14 protein-coding genes are annotated in these 17641 nt (G+C 56.7%); 12 read left to right on the forward strand and 2 right to left on the reverse strand.

Translation table 11 applies throughout. The features are described 5' to 3' along the window. Positions 1–13: 13 nt before the first annotated feature. A complete protein-coding gene (gene mpaA, locus LCM31_RS08280; protein ID WP_224869057.1) occupies positions 14–760 on the reverse strand; it encodes a murein tripeptide amidase MpaA in 747 nt (248 codons plus the stop codon). 202 nt (positions 761–962) lie between these two features. Here mpaA and LCM31_RS08285 point away from each other — a divergent pair, with 202 nt between their 5' ends. The 7 genes from LCM31_RS08285 (at position 963) to recO (ending at position 8203) form a co-directional block, all read left to right on the forward strand. Continuing rightward, entirely contained in the window at positions 963–2363 is a 1401-nt protein-coding gene (locus LCM31_RS08285; RefSeq protein ID WP_224869059.1) for a DegQ family serine endoprotease, read from the forward strand. Between the two features lie 177 nt (positions 2364–2540). Further along, complete coding sequence (gene lepA / locus LCM31_RS08290; protein WP_224869061.1) at positions 2541–4346, forward strand: translation elongation factor 4; 1806 nt, start codon at positions 2541–2543, stop codon at positions 4344–4346. Positions 4347–4445: 99 nt separating this feature from the next. Then, positions 4446–5219, forward strand: coding sequence for a signal peptidase I (gene lepB / locus LCM31_RS08295; protein WP_224869063.1), 774 nt, complete (start codon positions 4446–4448; stop codon positions 5217–5219). 68 nt (positions 5220–5287) lie between these two features. Continuing rightward, positions 5288–5740, forward strand: a complete 453-nt coding sequence (locus LCM31_RS08300) for a DUF4845 domain-containing protein (protein ID WP_224869065.1) — start codon at positions 5288–5290, stop codon at positions 5738–5740. 3 nt (positions 5741–5743) lie between these two features. Further along, positions 5744–6424: a ribonuclease III gene (gene rnc / locus LCM31_RS08305; RefSeq protein WP_224869067.1), complete on the forward strand. Its 681-nt coding sequence runs from the start codon at positions 5744–5746 to the stop codon at positions 6422–6424. Positions 6425–6462: 38 nt separating this feature from the next. Further along, the gene (era, locus tag LCM31_RS08310) at positions 6463–7407 is read left to right on the forward strand and encodes a GTPase Era (protein ID WP_224869848.1); all 945 of its coding nucleotides are present in this window, start codon (positions 6463–6465) and stop codon (positions 7405–7407) included. A gap of 16 nt (positions 7408–7423) precedes the next feature. Beyond that, positions 7424–8203: a DNA repair protein RecO gene (gene recO, locus LCM31_RS08315; protein ID WP_224869069.1), complete on the forward strand. Its 780-nt coding sequence runs from the start codon at positions 7424–7426 to the stop codon at positions 8201–8203. A 13-nt stretch (positions 8204–8216) separates the two neighbouring features. Here the strand turns inward: recO and LCM31_RS08320 are convergent, their stop codons facing one another. After that, the gene (locus LCM31_RS08320) at positions 8217–11102 is read right to left on the reverse strand and encodes a response regulator (protein WP_224869071.1); all 2886 of its coding nucleotides are present in this window, start codon (positions 11100–11102) and stop codon (positions 8217–8219) included. A gap of 187 nt (positions 11103–11289) precedes the next feature. Between LCM31_RS08320 and cysM the strand changes: the two genes are divergently transcribed. The 5 genes from cysM (at position 11290) to hemH (ending at position 17607) form a co-directional block, all read left to right on the forward strand. Further along, a complete protein-coding gene (gene cysM / locus LCM31_RS08325) occupies positions 11290–12198 on the forward strand; it encodes a cysteine synthase CysM (protein ID WP_224869074.1) in 909 nt (302 codons plus the stop codon). 27 nt (positions 12199–12225) lie between these two features. Then, a complete protein-coding gene (relA, locus tag LCM31_RS08330; protein WP_224869076.1) occupies positions 12226–14478 on the forward strand; it encodes a GTP diphosphokinase in 2253 nt (750 codons plus the stop codon). A 46-nt stretch (positions 14479–14524) separates the two neighbouring features. Next, positions 14525–15352, forward strand: coding sequence for a nucleoside triphosphate pyrophosphohydrolase (mazG, locus tag LCM31_RS08335; RefSeq protein WP_224869078.1), 828 nt, complete (start codon positions 14525–14527; stop codon positions 15350–15352). Between the two features lie 255 nt (positions 15353–15607). Further along, the gene (gene adk / locus LCM31_RS08340) at positions 15608–16261 is read left to right on the forward strand and encodes an adenylate kinase (protein WP_224869080.1); all 654 of its coding nucleotides are present in this window, start codon (positions 15608–15610) and stop codon (positions 16259–16261) included. A gap of 326 nt (positions 16262–16587) precedes the next feature. Beyond that, complete coding sequence (gene hemH, locus LCM31_RS08345) at positions 16588–17607, forward strand: ferrochelatase (RefSeq protein ID WP_224869081.1); 1020 nt, start codon at positions 16588–16590, stop codon at positions 17605–17607. Positions 17608–17641: the final 34 nt, after the last annotated feature.

A 17641-nucleotide genomic window follows, 5' to 3' on the forward strand; every position in this document is an offset into this window, starting at 1 on the left:
TGCAGGTGAGGTTTCAAGGCTGGTAGCAGAGTAAATCTGTCATCACCTGCAGGTAGTCCTCAGTCGCTGCATCGGTGGAAATGGGCGGGAACTCCAGGGTGATACAGGGATGCTGGTGTTCGGCGCACCAGGTACCGAAAGATCCCGGTGTCTGGTAGCCAAGTTCACATACCAGTGGCAGCTCGATACGTTCCGCTAGCCAGTGGCCGAGGGGGCTTTGCAAGGGGTCTTCGACACAGGCCAGTGGCTCGTGAATAGACACGATCCAGGCCGGGTCCAATTCCCTGACTAACCGGCAAAGTGCCTGGGTTTCCGGTTCTGATCCAGGTCGCTCGCCAGTGGAGAGGAAAACATCGCGTTCTTCCGCCGCGTTGTTCCACCGATATACGGTGCCGTTCGGCTGCCAGTTAATGGTGGCGAAGTTGCGATTCAGGTCGACGCCGTGGGCGTTGCAGCGGGTGCCAAGCTGGCAGCCGTCTGGGTTGACCGCCAGTATGACATGGTGGCGCCGGAGCCCCGCTTCCAGCGCGCGCAGTGCGCAGGAAAGTGTGACCACTGCGGTCACTTCGTCCCCATGTGTGCCGGCCATCACGATACCCGAATGTTCGTCGGGCTTTTCTGCCGGGAAGTAGTAGAGCGGCGCGCCCAGCACCGACTCCCCATACCGCTGTCGCTGCGCATGGAATTGGCCGCGCTGCGGGCGGGGGCGCAGTTGTGCAGGGGCAGGATGTTTGTGAACCGGCAGTTTCTGGGTGCTCATGCAATCCTTAACACTGATTTACACTAAAGAATGCGAACTTTTTAACGCAACACCGAACTAAGAGGGTGTTATGGCAGGGTTCGTCAGCAGATACCCGCCAATTTGGGAGCCATCTGGATAACACCAAGTGATAACCAAACGGCAGCCAAATCTAAATGGTGTTTTGACATATTAGTAAAAGGGCTTATCAGGGGTGACATATATGGTTGCACGCTGTTCGCAATTCCTTCTCGTGCTTTGCTTGTTATTTTCTACTTCCGTGTTTGCACGCGGACTGCCGGAACTGACAGATCTGATTGAGCAGAACTCCCCGGCGGTGGTGAAAATCAACACCGTTGAGCGCAATCGCGCATCCAGCAACGCGATTCCACCGCGCTATCAACAAGAGATCCCGGATATCTTCCGCCATTTGCTGGAGCCCCGTCAGCGTCAGCAACGCCCGGTGGCGAGCATGGGGTCTGGTTTTATCATTTCTGAAGATGGCTATGTGGTCACCAATAACCACGTGGTCGATGGTGCCGACGAGGTGCGGATCACCCTGACCGACCGCCGCGAGTTCGAGGCCAAGGTGGTGGGTACGGACCCGCGTTCGGACCTGGCGCTACTCAAAGTGGAAGGCGATGATCTGCCGGTGGTGCGCTGGGGTGACTCGGAAGATATCAAGGTCGGTGAATGGGTGGTTGCCATCGGCTCCCCCTTTGGCCTGGACTACTCCGCGAGTGCGGGTATCGTGAGTGCCATGGGGCGCAGTATTCCCAATGAAAGCCGTGAAAACTATGTGCCATTCATCCAGACCGACGTGGCGATTAACCCGGGTAACTCCGGTGGACCGCTGTTCAACCTGGAAGGTGAAGTGGTTGGTATCAACTCCCAGATCTATACCCGCAGTGGCGGTTCCATTGGCCTGTCCTTCGCGATCCCGGCGAGCCTCGCGCAAGATGTTGTTGCCCAGCTGAAAGAAAAAGGTCGCGTGGATCGCGGTTGGCTGGGTGTGGGTATCCAGGATGTGGATCGCAAACTGGCCAAGGCCATGGGGCTCGGCAAGCCGGCGGGCGCTTTGGTCGGCCAGTTGGAAGCCGGCTCTCCAGCGGAAAAGGCTGGGATCCAGGTGGGCGATATCATCACGCGCTTTGATGGCCAGAAAATTCTTACCCAGGGTGACCTACCGCATGTTGTCGGCCGCACTCGCCCGGGCGCCGAAGTACCGGTACTTCTGATGCGCGAGGGTAAGGAGCGCAAACTGTCGGTACGCGTTGGTGCGCTGCCCGGTGACGATGAAGGCTTCGCGCAGTCCAGTGTGACCAGCTCAAGCGATGTTGGCGGGGTGCTGGGACTGGTGGTGGAGGACATTCCCGACCACCTGAAGCAGCGACTGGGCGTTGAGAACGGTGTGCTGGTGAAGCAGGTGGTGCCGGGCAAGGCCGGTGCCAACGCGGGCCTGCGCAGTGGCGACATCATCGCCCAGCTTGGGTTTGAGCAGGTGGAATCCCTCGGTGACTACGACAAAGTGGTGAAGAAGCTCCCCAAAGGCGAGTTGTTGCCGATCCGCTTCTTCCGCGGTGGCCAGCCGACCTTCCGTACTATTCAGATCGAAGAAAGCTGAAGCCAGCAAATCCAGTGAGTACATGGGCTCGGCGCCGTGCAACGGCGCCGAGCCCAGTTGTTTCGAGGGTTGCAGACAGATTGGATGCACTTTTTGCGCAACCTGTTAGACTTGCGCCCACAGCGCGGCCCGGTCCGCTCATTAACTCACTGATTTTTAAAAGGTTTTACCCTCGCAGTGGCCACTGATCTCTCCCATATCCGCAACTTTTCCATTATTGCCCATATCGACCACGGCAAATCCACTCTGGCAGACCGCTTTATTCAGGTCTGCGGTGGCCTGAGCGACCGTGAGATGGCGGCACAGGTACTCGATAGCATGGATATCGAGCGGGAGCGGGGCATTACCATCAAGGCCCAGAGCGTTACCCTTGACTACAAGGCCCGCGACGGCAAAACCTACCAGCTGAACTTTATTGATACTCCGGGGCACGTGGACTTCTCTTATGAAGTTTCCCGCTCGCTGGCCGCCTGTGAAGGTGCACTGCTGGTAGTGGACGCGGCCCAGGGTGTAGAGGCGCAATCCGTCGCCAACTGTTACACCGCCATCGAGCAGGGTCTGGAAGTGATTCCTGTTCTGAACAAGATGGACCTGCCTCAGGCGGAGCCGGAAAAGGTCGCGGAAGAGATCGAAGACATTATCGGTATCGATGCCACCGAGGCGACGCGTTGCAGCGCCAAGTCGGGGCTCGGTATTGAAGACGTGCTGGAAGACCTGGTGCGCCTGGTGCCGCCACCGGAAGGTGACGTGGAAGCGCCGCTGCAGGCACTGATTATTGACTCCTGGTTCGATAGCTACCTGGGCGTAGTATCTCTGGTGCGCGTGGTACAGGGCACCCTGAAGAACAAAGACAAGATTGTGACCAAGTCTATTGGCCGCGCCCATGTGGTCGATAGCGTCGGTGTATTTACCCCCAAGCGCAAGGAAACCGGTGAGCTCAAGGCCGGTGAAGTGGGCTTTGTGGTGGCCGGTATCAAGGACATTCACGGTGCGCCCGTTGGTGACACCCTGACGCACGCTAAAGAAGCCGGGACCGTTGAGATGCTGCCGGGCTTCCAGAAGGTGAAGCCGCAGGTGTACGCCGGTCTGTTCCCGGTAAGCTCTGACGACTATGAAGCCTTCCGCGACGCGCTGGACAAGCTCTCCCTGAACGATGCCTCGCTGTTTTACGAGCCGGAAACCTCGGACGCACTGGGTTTTGGCTTTCGCTGTGGCTTCCTCGGTATGCTGCACATGGAAATCATCCAGGAGCGCCTGGAGCGAGAGTACAACCTCGACCTGATTACCACCGCACCTACCGTGGTGTACGAGGTGGAGCTCACCAACGGCGAAACCATGACCATGGATAACCCCTCGCGTATGCCGGATCTGGGCATGATCGAGGAAATGCGCGAGCCGATCGTTGAAGCCAACATTCTGGTTCCGCAGGATTACCTGGGTAACGTGATTACCCTGTGCGTGGAAAAGCGCGGTATCCAGAGCGATATGCAGTATGTGGGTGGGCAGGTTTCCCTGCGCTATGAACTGCCGATGAGCGAAGTGGTGATGGACTTCTTCGACCGCCTCAAGTCTGTAAGCCGCGGTTTTGCTTCCCTCGATTACAACTTTGTGCGCTTTGACCCGGCAAAATTGGTGCGTCTTGATATTCTGATCAACGGCGAGCGGGTGGATGCCCTGGCGGTGATTCTGCACCGTGACAACGCCCAGCAGCGCGGTCGTGCCCTGGCAGAGAAAATGAAAGAATTGATCCCACGTCAGATGTTCGATGTGGCGATTCAGGCCGCGATTGGTGGTCAGGTTGTTGCTCGTACCACGGTTAAAGCACTGCGCAAGAACGTAACCGCAAAGTGTTATGGTGGTGACGTGACCCGTAAGAAGAAGCTGCTGGAGAAGCAGAAAGCGGGTAAACGCCGTATGAAGCAGCTGGGTAAGGTCGAAGTCCCGCAGGATGCATTCCTTGCGGTGCTCAAGGTCGACAACTGATCGAGCGCGTTACGGAAACATCTGAAATAAAGCGGCTGGGGGTGCGTAATGCCTTCCCCGGCCGCATCTGATAAGAAATAGTCGGAAAGAGACAACTGAATGGATATCAATTTCCCCCTTATTTTGCTGTTGCTGGTTGTGGTGACAGGGGTGATCTGGCTGTTTGATGCACTGTTTCTGGCGCGGGGACGCAAAGCAGCCACTGCCAAGGGGCAACCGGTGCAGGAGCCGGTGGTTGTTGAATACGCCAAGTCATTTTTCCCGGTACTGGCGATCGTGTTTGTGCTCCGCTCCTTCGTGGTGGAGCCCTTCCAGATTCCTTCTGCATCCATGGATCCCACTCTGGAAGTTGGGGACTTTATCCTGGTCAACAAGTACGCCTATGGATTGCGTCTGCCGGTCAGCCGTACCAAAGTGGTGGATATTGGTGAACCCAAGCGTGGTGACGTGATGGTATTTTTTCCTCCGCACATGAACGAGACGTACTACATCAAGCGTGTGGTTGGTTTGCCGGGGGATGAAATCCGTGTGGAAAATAACCAGCTGTATGTGAACGGCGAAGCGATGCCGCAGGAATTTATCCGTTTTGATACGCAAAACCCGGGGCGTGAACTGATGTGGGAGATCCTCGATGGTCACCGCCACCTGGCCGCCAAACAACAGCGCCCAGGTCCGTACGGTAATATTCGCACCGTCACCGTGCCGGAAGGTTACTACTTCATGATGGGCGACAACCGGGACAACAGCCTGGATAGCCGCAAGTGGGGCTTTGTGCCCGAGAAGGATATCGTGGGCAAGGCCTTTGCAATCTGGATGCATTGGGACAAACTACTCAGCGTGCCCAGCTTTAGCCGGGTTGGTGGGATCGACTGAAAGGTCGTTCTCGGTTCAGTGGGTGCTCTCGGTTCAGCGACAACAACGATAACAACAGGTAGGTCAGCATGGCATTAAACACACAATTTTCACGTGCTTTGGCAAAGCAGCGGGGCATGAGTTACTGGGGCTGGTTGGCCGTCATTGCCGTATTTGGCTTTGGACTGACCGTGGTATCCAAAATGGGCCCGGCCTATGTGGATGCGCATTTTGTGGAAGAGGGTTTGCACTCCCTGGCCAAAAACAGCGGTGTTCGCGAGATGAGCAACACGGAAATCAAGCGCGAGTTGGACCGCTTTTTTACCATTAACAATGTGCGCGGTCAGCCGACCGATTCGGTAAAGATCATCCGTGGTGCCGACAGCACTTTGGTCAGTATCAATTACGAGCTGCGCCAGCCACTGTTCCAGAATGTGGACGTGGTCATGAAATTTAACAAACAATTGAATACTGCCAAGCCAGAGCTGTGCTGTGAGCCGCTCGTGGACCTTGAGCAGTTTCGCAAGCGAGATGACTACTAACCGGTGACAGACCTTCATCTGCAACGACTGGGTGGCCGCCTGGGCTACCAATTTACTAACGAAGAGCTATTGGACCTGGCGCTGACGCACCGTTCCCATGGCAGCCGCAACAATGAGCGCCTGGAGTTTCTGGGCGACTCGATTCTCGGGTTTACCATCAGTGCGGCCCTGTTTGAAAAATTCCCCGAAGGCCGCGAAGGCCAGATGAGCCGTTTGCGCGCTCAGTTGGTGAGCGGCGAGACCCTGGCAAAGGTCGCCCGCGAACTGGAGCTTGGCGATTGCTTGCGACTGGGCGAGGGCGAGATGAAGAGTGGTGGTCATCGCCGCGCGTCTATTCTCGCCGATGCGGTAGAGGCCATTATCGGTGCGATCTATCTGGATTCCGGACTGGAAGCGGCCCGTGAGCGGGTACTGGCCTGGTTTGCCGCGCGCCTGCAAAACCTTTCCCTGGAAACCGCGAAAGACCCCAAAACCCGGCTGCAGGAGTGGCTGCAGGCACGTCACAAGCCGTTACCCGAATACAAAGTCGTCGAAGTGGCTGGTGAGGAGCACTCCCAGCAGTTTATCGTGGAGTGTCGGGTATCTGGCCTGGCGGCACCGGTAAAAGGCGTTGCCAGTAATCGCCGTGCCGCGGAGAAGTCCGCCGCCGCAGAAGCCTATGCCCAACTGACCGGGCAGAGCTGACCCTATAATCCCCATCTGACATTTTGCCCAACCTGCGGATGCAGGCGGGCTTGACCGGCTCGGAGACCCCCTTGAGCGAACCCAATACCGAAACTTCCCGCTGTGGCTATGTAGCCATTGTCGGCCGCCCGAATGTGGGCAAATCCACCTTGCTGAACCATTTGCTGGGGCAAAAGATTTGTATCACTTCCCGCAAGCCACAAACGACGCGCCACAATATGCTGGGGATTAAAACCGAGGGGCCAAACCAGATTATTTTCGTGGATACCCCGGGGCTGCACGCGGGCGAAGAAAAGGCGATTAACCGCTATATGAACCGTGCGGCGATTAGTTCGACCCGCGACGTGGACGTGGTGGTGTTTGTGGTAGAGCCGGCGAAGTGGACCGAGGGCGACGAGCTGGTGGCGCAAAAACTGCGCGGTCTCAAGTGCCCTTTGATTGTTGCGGTGAACAAGGTCGACCAGCTGCAGGACAAGAACGCGGTGCTGCCGCAGCTGCAGGCGCTGGCCGAGCGCTTCCCCGAGGCCGAGATAGTGCCCATTTCCGCCCTGCGCACTTCGAACCTCCAGTCTCTGGAAGATGTGATTGTTGAGCGCTTACCCGAGGGCATGCACTTCTTCGAAGAGGATCAAATCACCGACCGCAGCTCTCGTTTTCTCGCGGCAGAAATTGTGCGCGAGAAGGTCATGCGTCAGCTGGGTGCGGAAATTCCGTATGCGGTTACCGTTGAGGTGGAAGAGTTCAGTCAGGAGGGCAAGGTACTGCATATCAGTGCTGCGATTTTGGTCGAGCGGAATGGTCAGAAGCGCATTCTGATTGGTACCAAGGGCGAGCGCATCAAACAAATCGGCCAGCAGGCACGCGTGGATATGGAACGCCTGTTTGACAGTAAGGTGATGTTAAACCTTTGGGTCAAGGTTAAGTCCGGTTGGTCCGACGACGAGCGCGCGCTGCGCAGTCTCGGCTACGTGGACAAACAGTAAACGTCTGGCCACCGGCGTGCAGCAGCTCCCCCCGCAACCCGCCTATATCTTGCATTCCCGCCCGTTCCGGGATTCCAGTTTGATTCTGGATCTACTCACGCCCGAGTACGGGCGGATTTCCTGTATCGCCAAGGGCGCACGCCGCGACAAGCAGCGGCGCCAACGCGCGTTACAGCCTTTCGCCCCCCTTCTGGTTACCTTGCTCGGGCGCCGAGACCTGAAAACCCTCGGACCGGTAGAAAGTGCCGGTCAGCCATTGTGGCTAAAAGGGCGCGCCGTTTATGGTGGGCTCTATGCCAATGAGTTGTTGTTACGTCTGATGCCGGAAGGGGAGAGCCTGATTGCGGTATTTGCGGCCTATCAGCGGCTACTTGAGTGGCTCGCGCAGTTATCGGGAGGTAGTAGCAGCGAGTTGGAAATGCCACTGCGGCTATTTGAACTACAGCTGCTGGCTGCGTTGGGGAGCTGCCCCGAGTTGGGTTACAGCTCTATAGAAGGTGCGCCGGTAAGCCCAGATTGTGTGTACCGGTTGACGCAGGAAGATGGCTTTGTACCCGTGGCGATACCGCCAGGATATTTGCCGCGCGGGGCGGAATTCTTCGGCCGTCATCTGCTGGCGATTGTCCAACTGATCGGCGGTCAAGCCGCGTCTGATGAGCGCGCCTTCCCTGAAACGCTACCGGCGGAAGTACTGATGGAAGCCAAGCGGCTTACACGATTGTTGCTAAGCCCCTTGCTCGGCAACCGCCCGATGAAAAGCCGCGAGCTGTTCCGCCAAGTGTACTCTGTGGAATAGCTCCAGAGACGCGTCAATTAGTTTCAGCTTCTTCGCATTCGATACCAAACAGCGCTTCCAGATCCTGATCCGCACCCCAATCACGCAGACCTCGAATCTCTTTTTTCACCAGTTCATATGCCGCTTTAAACGCGCTGTCATCCAGCTCCTTTGCTGCCCTTGCTGAGTCGTACTCCTGAACGGGGCGTAGCAGTTCCTGTAGTTGCCCGGTAGCGTTGCGCAGGCGTGGCACACCGCAATAGCAGCAACCTCCATGCAGCCGGTGAGTTCGCTCAAATAGCCCTTTGCAATCCCCATTCTGTGCCAGTCGGGCGAGCTCCTGCTCGTCTTCGTGCAGGCCTTTCAGCAGCATACGTAGCAGGTCGCGAGCGAGGCCCGCATCCTGATTGGCGAGATTCAGGCTTTCGCCGATATCGACCAGACGCGGTTCCACCGCTGTGGTTTTGGTGTCTGGCGCAGTGGCGCTGCTTACTTCCATCCAGCGTTTTACGGTGTGTGTCAGCTGTGTCTCGCTGACCGGTTTACTCAGGTAATCGTCAAGTCCGGCACTGAGCAGGCGCGATTTCTCCTCGGTGCCTACGTGGGCGGTGAGGGCGATGATGGGGGTGCGGTGACCGGATTCCCGCTCGCGGATCCGTTGCGTGGTGGCAATGCCGTCTAGCCCGGGCATCTGGATATCCATAAAGATCATATCAAAATGCTGACTTTGCCACTGCTGGAGCGCCTCTTCGCCGGAGCTGGCGATTAACGCCTCAATATGCTGCGCACGCAGCAGTTCACTCATCAGCTTTCGGTTTGGTTCGTAGTCGTCGACCACCAGCACCCTGGGTTGCGTGGGCCAGGGTAGGGCTGGGTAGGTGCCGGTTTGCGGGCGAGACTGTGCCTGTTGCGGAACCGTGCGCTTCAGTGCGCGGAGCAGACCATCGCGGCTTACCGGTTTGGCAAGGAAGGCCAATACTCGGGTGCGCAATGCATCGTAGCAGCGTCGCAAGTCCACTGGAGATCCTTGCACGATTACTCGACACTGGTAGGTATCCACCAGCTGTTGCACGGTACTGATAAAGCCTTCGAAGTCGTCGCCGGCAAGGGCGGTATCGATAATCAGTCCATCGGGAAGGGCGTCGTGGCGCCACATCTGCTCCACGGCGGGTACCAGGCTCTCTCCATCATTATGCTCCAGGGGGGCCGCCCGCCAATGGCTGAGCTGCTGGTAGATCTGTGTGCGGGTGATGGGATTGGGGTCCACGAGCAACAGGCGGCACCCGGGAAACTGCTCGCGGGTAACTGCGACCCGATTGCGGTCGATGGTGAGGGGTAGTTGAATCCAGTAGCTGCAGCTACCCTGATCATTGTCGTCGAGGCCGATTTCTCCGCCCATGGATTGCACCAGATTGCGCGCAATGCCGAGCCCCATTCCGCTATTCGAAAGCTGGTGTTGCGCGGTCGCACTGGTGAGTAGGAGGCGCAATTCACGGCGGCGCTGTTCGTCGCCGCGGGCACCATTGTCGGTGATCGTGATACGCACCATCAGCTCGGATTCTTTGCCACTGAGCACTTCGATGCGCACCGGAATGCTGCCATTTTCAGAACTGTGGATGGCGAGGCTCACCAGATTGGTCAGGATCTGCTTGATACGCAGGGGGTCACCAATTTGAGATGGCGGCAGCTGCGGGTCGACGAACGGCACCAGTTCCAGATTATGTTCATAGCCGTAAGGCGCGAGGATCTGCAGTGTCTCTTCAAGAACCTGACCTAAATTCATGGGGCTGTGATCGAGCACCAGATTGCCGGACTCGATACGCGAGAAATCCAGAATGTCATTAATGGATGTCAGCAGGTTCTCCGATGACCGCAAGATAGTCTGCAGGTAATCCTGCTGCAGCTGATCAACCTCGGTTTTTAACAGCAGGTTGGTAAACCCGATGATACCGTTGAGCGGGGTGCGAATTTCGTGGCTGGTATTGGCGAGGAAGGTGGACTTCACCCGGCTGTTTTCCTCGGCTTTCTTACGGGCCATTTCCAGCTCGATGTTTTGCTCTTCCATCGAGTCTAGCGATTGACGCAGATCCTCCATGGTCTGGTGCAGGCCCTCCTGGTAATCCCTTTGATATTCCGAGAGGTTTCGAGCTGTGTGCCCGATTTCTTCACCCAGCTGATGCAGTTCGAGGTTTCTGGAATTGGGGATTTGGGTCAGGAAGTTCCCGCCACCGATGGATTGCAGTGCGCGTTTGAAGCGCTCCAGGCTGTGGGATACACGCTCGGCAATGACTGCTGCCCAGACGAGTGCGACCAGACTGCAAAAAATCAGCCCGATCAGGCCGACCAGAGCCACCTGATAGGTGCCCACCAGAAAGTAGGGGCGGTGCAGTTCGATGCTCAGCCAGCAGTTGGCATTTTCACCAATCAAGGGCTGCAGCACGTGCAAGCTTTTCAGGTCTTCGTAAATATGCGCATGCTTGCCACGCAATTCACTGGCTGTAAATACCGTGCGCGGGCGCGGGCCGACGCTGGATATGAGCTTAAATTCTTCTATGCCCTGCGCGTTGAGGTCAGCACGGTACAGTTGCACCGAGCGGATCATGCCTCGCTCGAGCATCAGGGCCATCAGGCTTTTATCGAGCCACTCGATACGTTCTTCGAATGAATGACCACCACTCAGGTGGATCAGCTCCACAAGGGTCTCTGCGCTGGCGCGTCCGTGACTCAATAGCAGATCCCGGCGGTCTCCGGCCTGCTGCAACGTAAATAACAGGCTGAGCATGATGGTCAGAAGCAACGCGGGGGTCATCACGTAGCGGAACAGCAGGGCACGCAGCGATAGGCGTCGTCGCCTGGATGCGGCACCTGTCGGCGACGTCTTAGGGCTGAATGAAGGGTCAGAGGAGCGGGATTGAACCATGTTGCCTGACTGCGCTAATGCGTATTGTGTTATTTTTGTCCGATTCTACCCTTGCTGACGGTAGAAACCAGCCCCATTTCACGCTTTCAGTAGTCGGAACTCTGTGGCACGCCCGCGCTCGATTCGCAGTGTCGCCGGCTCGGAGGTAGAATGAGCGCCCGCCTAGGCCGATGGACCTGTAGTAACGATGGATTTTCCGACGGATTACCCGACGATTGCCGATTGTGTTGGTAACACTCCACTGGTGCGCTTGCAGCGTATTCCGGGGCAGGCCAGCAATACCCTACTGCTCAAACTGGAAGGCAATAACCCAGCTGGGTCGGTAAAAGATCGCCCGGCGCTCTCCATGATCACCCGCGCCGAGTCTCGGGGGCAGATTCATCCCGGCGATACCCTGATCGAAGCGACCAGTGGCAACACGGGTATCGCGCTGGCGATGGCGGCTGCAATTAAAGGCTACCGATTAATCCTGATCATGCCCGAAAGTGCTACGGATGAGCGAAAGGCTGCAATGGCGGCCTACGGAGCGGAATTGATTCTTGTTACTTCTGAACAGGGCATGGAAGGCGCGCGTGATCTGGCATTACAAATGCAAGCCGAAGGCCAGGGATTGGTATTGGATCAATTCTCCAACCTGGACAACCCGCAGGCGCATATTGATAGCACTGGGCCCGAGATCTGGCGACAGACCGGCGGCCGGATAACGCATTTTGTTTCTTCTATGGGCACCACCGGCACCATTATGGGGTGTGGCCGCTATCTCAAGCAGCAGAATCCGGATATTCAAATTGTTGGGCTGCAGCCGACCGAAGGTTCTGCGATTCCGGGTATTCGCCGCTGGCCCCAGGCGTATTTGCCCAGAATATTTGTCCCGCAGGAAGTTGACCGGGTAATGGATATTAGTCAGGCAGAGGCGGAAACCATGACCCGCCGATTGGCCCGTGAAGAAGGTATTTTTTGCGGAGTATCCTCCGGCGGCGCCGTGGCAGGGGCATTGCGACTCTCTGCCGAAGTGGAAAATGCCACTATCGTGGCGATCATTTGTGATCGCGGCGATCGTTACCTCTCCTCGGGTCTGTTTAACGCCGACCAGTAAACATGATTTTGATCGCGAGTTAGACCATTGGTACAGGTTAGAAAAAATTATCCGCGCTTAGCTGACGGCACCCTGGACCGGGAGGCCTGGCTTCGTCACATTCAGTCCATGGCCCAGCTCGATGGCGGTACCGTCGTCAATCTGCGCAAAGCCGTGGAGATGAGTGAAGACGCGGAGCAGCGGGCCATCGAAGCGGAAAATATCTGGGCAGAAGGCGCGAGCAGTTTCCTCACCGGCCTGGAAATGGTGGAAATCCTCGCGGACCTGCAAATTGACGGCGAGGCCCTGTGTGCGGCCATGCTGTATCGCGCAGTGCGAGAAAAACGCTTACCGCTGAAAACCGTTGAAGCGGAAATGGGCGAGACCGTCGCCAAACTTATTCGCGGCGTATTGCGTATGGCGGTGATTCGCAGCCGCAGTGCCGATACCGGTGAAGAAAATCAAAGCGGTGCGGTCGAAGAGCATTCAGAAAATATCCGCAGGATGCTGGTCGCGCTGGTTGACGATGTACGGGTTGCGCTGATCAAGCTTGCGGAGCGTACCTGCGCTATTCGCGCGGCAAAAAACACAGATGAAGCCAAACGACGCCGGGTTGCCCGAGAAGTGGCCGATGTCTATGCACCGCTGGCGCACCGGCTGGGTATTGGTCATATCAAGTGGGAGCTTGAGGATCTGGCATTTCGCTATCTTGAACCCGATGACTATATGCAGATTGCGCGCCTGCTGGACGAAAAGCGGCTGGCGCGACAGGAGTATATCGACGATGTACTCAGCCTGTTGCGTAACGAGTTACACAAGGCGGATATCGACGGCGAAGTATTTGGGCGTGCAAAGCACATCTACAGTATCTGGCGGAAAATGCGCCGGAAAAATATCGGATTTTCACAAGTTTACGATATCCGAGCGGTGCGCATTCTCGTCCCTACCGTCCGCGACTGTTATGCGGTGCTGGGCATCGTCCACAACTTGTGGCGAAACATCCCTAATGAATTTGATGATTACATTGCCTCACCGAAAGAAAATGGCTACCGCTCCCTGCACACCGCGGTAATTGGCCCGGATCGCAAAGTGCTCGAAGTCCAGATTCGGACTTTCGCCATGCACGAAGAGGCAGAGTACGGGGTTTGTGCGCACTGGCGTTATAAGGGTACCGATAAGAAATCGGGCCAGCTGGAAGGGCAAGACGGCTACGAGCAAAAAATTTCCTGGCTGCGGCAGGTATTGGACTGGCACGAAGAAGTGGGGGGCAACCCCCTGCAGGACGACCTGCAGGCCAGCGATGTAGACACGCGCATCTATGTTTTCACTCCAGATGGACACGTGGTGGACCTGCCCAAGGGGGCGACCCCCCTCGATTTTGCCTACCGCATCCATACTGAAATTGGACACCGCTGCCGGGGCGCCAAGGTGGACGGGCGCATTGTGCCGCTCAACCACGAACTGCAGACGGCCAACCAGGTGGAAATTCTCACGGGCAAGCGGGAGTCACCCAGTCGCGACTGGATCTCGCGCAGCATGGGCTACATCACTACATCCCGCGCCCGCGCCAAGGTGATTCACTGGTTCAAGCAGCAGGCGCGGGATCAGAATGTCGCGGAAGGGCGTTCAATCCTTGACGGTGAATTCAAGCAGCTGGCGCTTCCGGACTTCGATTACGAAAAACTGGCAAAGAAACTCAATATGCACTCGCTGGACGACCTGTATGCGGCCGTCGGGGCGGGAGATATTGGTGTGGGCCAGGTACTGAATGCCGCACAGCGTATGGTCAAGGTGGAGCAGGACGAGCCGATCCTCTCGCTGACGGCACCGGTTGCGCGCGAAGGGCAGGCCGATGTCTATATCGATGGTGTCGGCAACCTGATGACCCATATTGCCGGCTGCTGTAATCCGCTGCCGGGCGACGAGATCATGGGGTATATCACCCTTGGCCGCGGCGTTTCCATTCACCGCAAGGACTGCGCGAATATGCTGCGCATGCAGGCGGATGAGCCAGAGCGGATTCTACAGGTGGAATGGTCAGAAAAGCCCACAGAGGTCTATGCCGTAGAAATCATGGTGGAAGCCTACGACCGACATGGTCTGTTGCGGGATGTCACCACCATGTTGGATAGCCAGCGGATCAATATCACGGCAATGCAGACCCACTCCAACAAAAACAAGCATACGGTGGATATGGTGATTACCGCGGAAATCCATAACTTTGAAGAGTTGAGCCAGGTATTGCACCGTATTAATCAGTTGCCGAATATCGCTTCAGCGAAACGGCGCATATTGCACTGATAACGTCTGCTCATCCTGAATACCCGCGGACGGGAAGGCGCGGAAAATGAAGCAAAACTACAGCGTTGAAGATCTGCAGTACCTGATGGCCCAGCTGCGGAACCCCGATGGGGGTTGCCCCTGGGATCTCAAGCAGAGCTTCGCCACCATCGTACCCTCGACGATTGAGGAGGCCTACGAAGTTGCCGAGGCGATCGAACAGGAAGATTTTGAACACCTGCACGAAGAGCTCGGCGATTTGCTGTTTCAGGTGATCTTCTATGCACAACTCGGGCGTGAAGAGGGGCACTTTGACTTCTCCCGTATTGTCGACACCCTGGTGCGTAAGCTGGTGCGCAGGCACCCGCATGTATTTCCATCGGGTGAACTCTACGGAGAAAACGCCACCGCGGAGATCGACGAACAGCAGGTAAAGGCGAACTGGGAAGCGATCAAGGTGGCGGAAAGGCAGGAGAAGGGAGAGGGCGGTACTCTGGACGGCGTGGCCACGGGGTTGCCGGCACTCACCCGAGCGGCGAAGCTGCAAAAACGCGCTGCTCAAGTTGGCTTCGACTGGCCGGAAATCGACGGCGTGCTTGGCAAGGTCGAAGAGGAATTGCGTGAGCTGCGCGAGGCAATCGCCAGCGGCGACCGCGAGCATGCCAACGAAGAGCTCGGTGACCTACTGTTCTCCTGTGTCAATGTGGCGCGCCATCTGAAGCAAGACCCGGAAAGTGCCTTGCGCAAGAGCAATCGGAAGTTTGAGCAGCGTTTTGGTGCAGTGGAGGATGCGCTGCGGGCTCGGGATCTGCAGCCCACTGACGTTTCTCTGGAGGAGCTGGACAGGTTGTGGGACGCGGCGAAAAGCGCAGGGAGTGACTCCGCAGAAGCGTAACGCTTGGCGGATTGGTTGGTTTTGACCGCGCTCAACGTCTTGGTTTTTCTGTTTAAATTTTCGCCATTTTGGTGGCGGTCTGCTTTAATTGATGGCCAAATTGTAAAAAAATTACCAAATTCGGCCTGACCACATGCGGGCTTGTTCTGTGTTGGGGCAAAGTGTAAGGTAGCGCTCTTTTCTCGGGGCGCCGCCGGAATCACCTGTCCGGAACAACCAATAACGGCCTCGGCATGATCTGGAGACTATCTGTTTATGCGAATCATACTTCTGGGCGCGCCTGGCGCCGGTAAAGGGACTCAAGCCCAGTTCATCACCGAGAAGTTTGGAATTCCTCAGATTTCTACTGGCGACATGTTGCGCGCTGCCGTCAAGGCCGGCACTCCGCTGGGATTGGAAGCCAAAGACGTTATGGCTGCAGGCAAGCTGGTTTCCGACGATCTGATTATTGCCCTGGTCAAGGAGCGTATTGCTCAGGACGACTGCGCAAACGGCTTCCTGTTCGACGGATTCCCTCGCACTATTCCTCAGGCCCAGGCGTTGCTGGATGCCGATGTGTCTATCGACAATGTGCTTGAGATTGCCGTTGATGATGAAGAAATCGTTCAACGCCTGTCTGGCCGTCGTGTGCACGAAGGTTCTGGCCGTGTATACCACCTGGTGTACAACCCGCCGAAGAGCGAAGGGGTGGACGATGTAACCGGTGAGGCGCTGGTACAGCGCGCCGACGACACCGAAGAAACCGTGCGCAATCGTCTGTCGGTTTATCATGAGCAGACTGAACCGCTGGTTGGTTTCTATCGTGAGCTGGCGCAGCGTGCGCCGGAAACTGCGCCGAAGTGCAGCAAGGTAGAAGGCGTAGGCTCCATGGATGAGATTCGCGAAAAAGTGATTGAAGCGCTGAGCTAAGCTCCGTGCTCTCTCCGGTAGCTGCACATACTGTTTCGCGCTGCTTTTGCACCTTTACGGTAATGCTGTGCAGTAACACAAAGCTCCTTCGGGAGCTTTTTTTATGCAGCGACATTTTCCCGCAGAGGTTAATCCAAACGGATGATCGCGGTGTATAGGGATCTGGTTCTATCTATCTCAAGGTAATTGACCCCACCACCAATGGGTTTACCGCGAACCATAAGCTAGTAAAATTTCGCTGAACTCGGCTTGGTGACTGCGCTACATTGGCTAGCCTGCAGACACCTCAAGTGGGGCCTGCACGACCAAAAGGAGCCAATTGCAACATGGCGCACGCGATTATCCTGATGAACCTGGGTACCCCAGCGGAACCGACCCCAAGTGGGGTGCGGCAGTTTCTCAGGGATTTCCTGTCCGACCCGCGGGTTGTAGAAATTCCTCGTCCAGTGTGGGCGATGATTCTGAATTTGTTCATTCTGCCGTTTCGGCCGGCCAAGATCGCTCCGGCGTATCGCGAGATATGGGGGCAGGGGCTCGACGGTGAGGCCGTTACCGGATCGCCAATCACCTATTACACACAGCGACAGGTGGCCCTTTTGCAGCAGCGACTCGATGCTGTCGCACAGGGGCAATTTACCGTCACCTACGCGATGACCTACGGGGCTCCGTCCCTGAAAGAGACGGTGACACGGCTGCAGGAGGAGGGCGTATCTGGGTTCACCCTCTTGCCGCTTTACCCGCAATACTCCGCGACCACTACGGGCGCTATCTACGATCAGGTGGCAGACATCATACGTGGATCGCGCAATGTTCCCGATATCTCGGTGGTGCACGAATACTGGCAACACCCTGGGTATATTACGGCGTTGGCGAATTCTGTACGTGAACATTGGGCAAAACACGGTGCCGCAGAAAAGCTCCTGATGTCTTTTCACGGGATTCCCAAGGCGAATGTCCGCAAGGGCGACCCGTATTACCAGCATTGCTGCGGCACCGCGGAACTCCTGGCGGAATCCCTGCAGCTTCCGAGAGACAAATGGGAAATCACTTTTCAATCCCGCTTTGGTAAAGCGGAGTGGTTGCAGCCCTATACCGATAAAACTCTGATTGAGTGGGGGCAAAACGGCGTTGCCAGTGTCGATGTCATTTGTCCGGCGTTTTCGGCAGATTGTTTGGAGACTCTGGAAGAAATCGCGGTGGAGAATCGCGCTAACTTTATTGATGCGGGTGGAGCGGAGTATCGATATATTCCAGCATTGAACGCCCGTGTGGATCATATACAGGCCCTGGAGGCCATTGTGCGTGATCGATTGCCCGCGGCCGTTTCACATCAAACGAATGCATAAGTTTTAAAATTTTCTTTTCCTAATACGGCGTCCG

Origin of the sequence: Microbulbifer agarilyticus, from assembly GCF_020171345.1 — a bacterium.
GTDB lineage: Bacteria > Pseudomonadota > Gammaproteobacteria > Pseudomonadales > Cellvibrionaceae > Microbulbifer > Microbulbifer agarilyticus_D.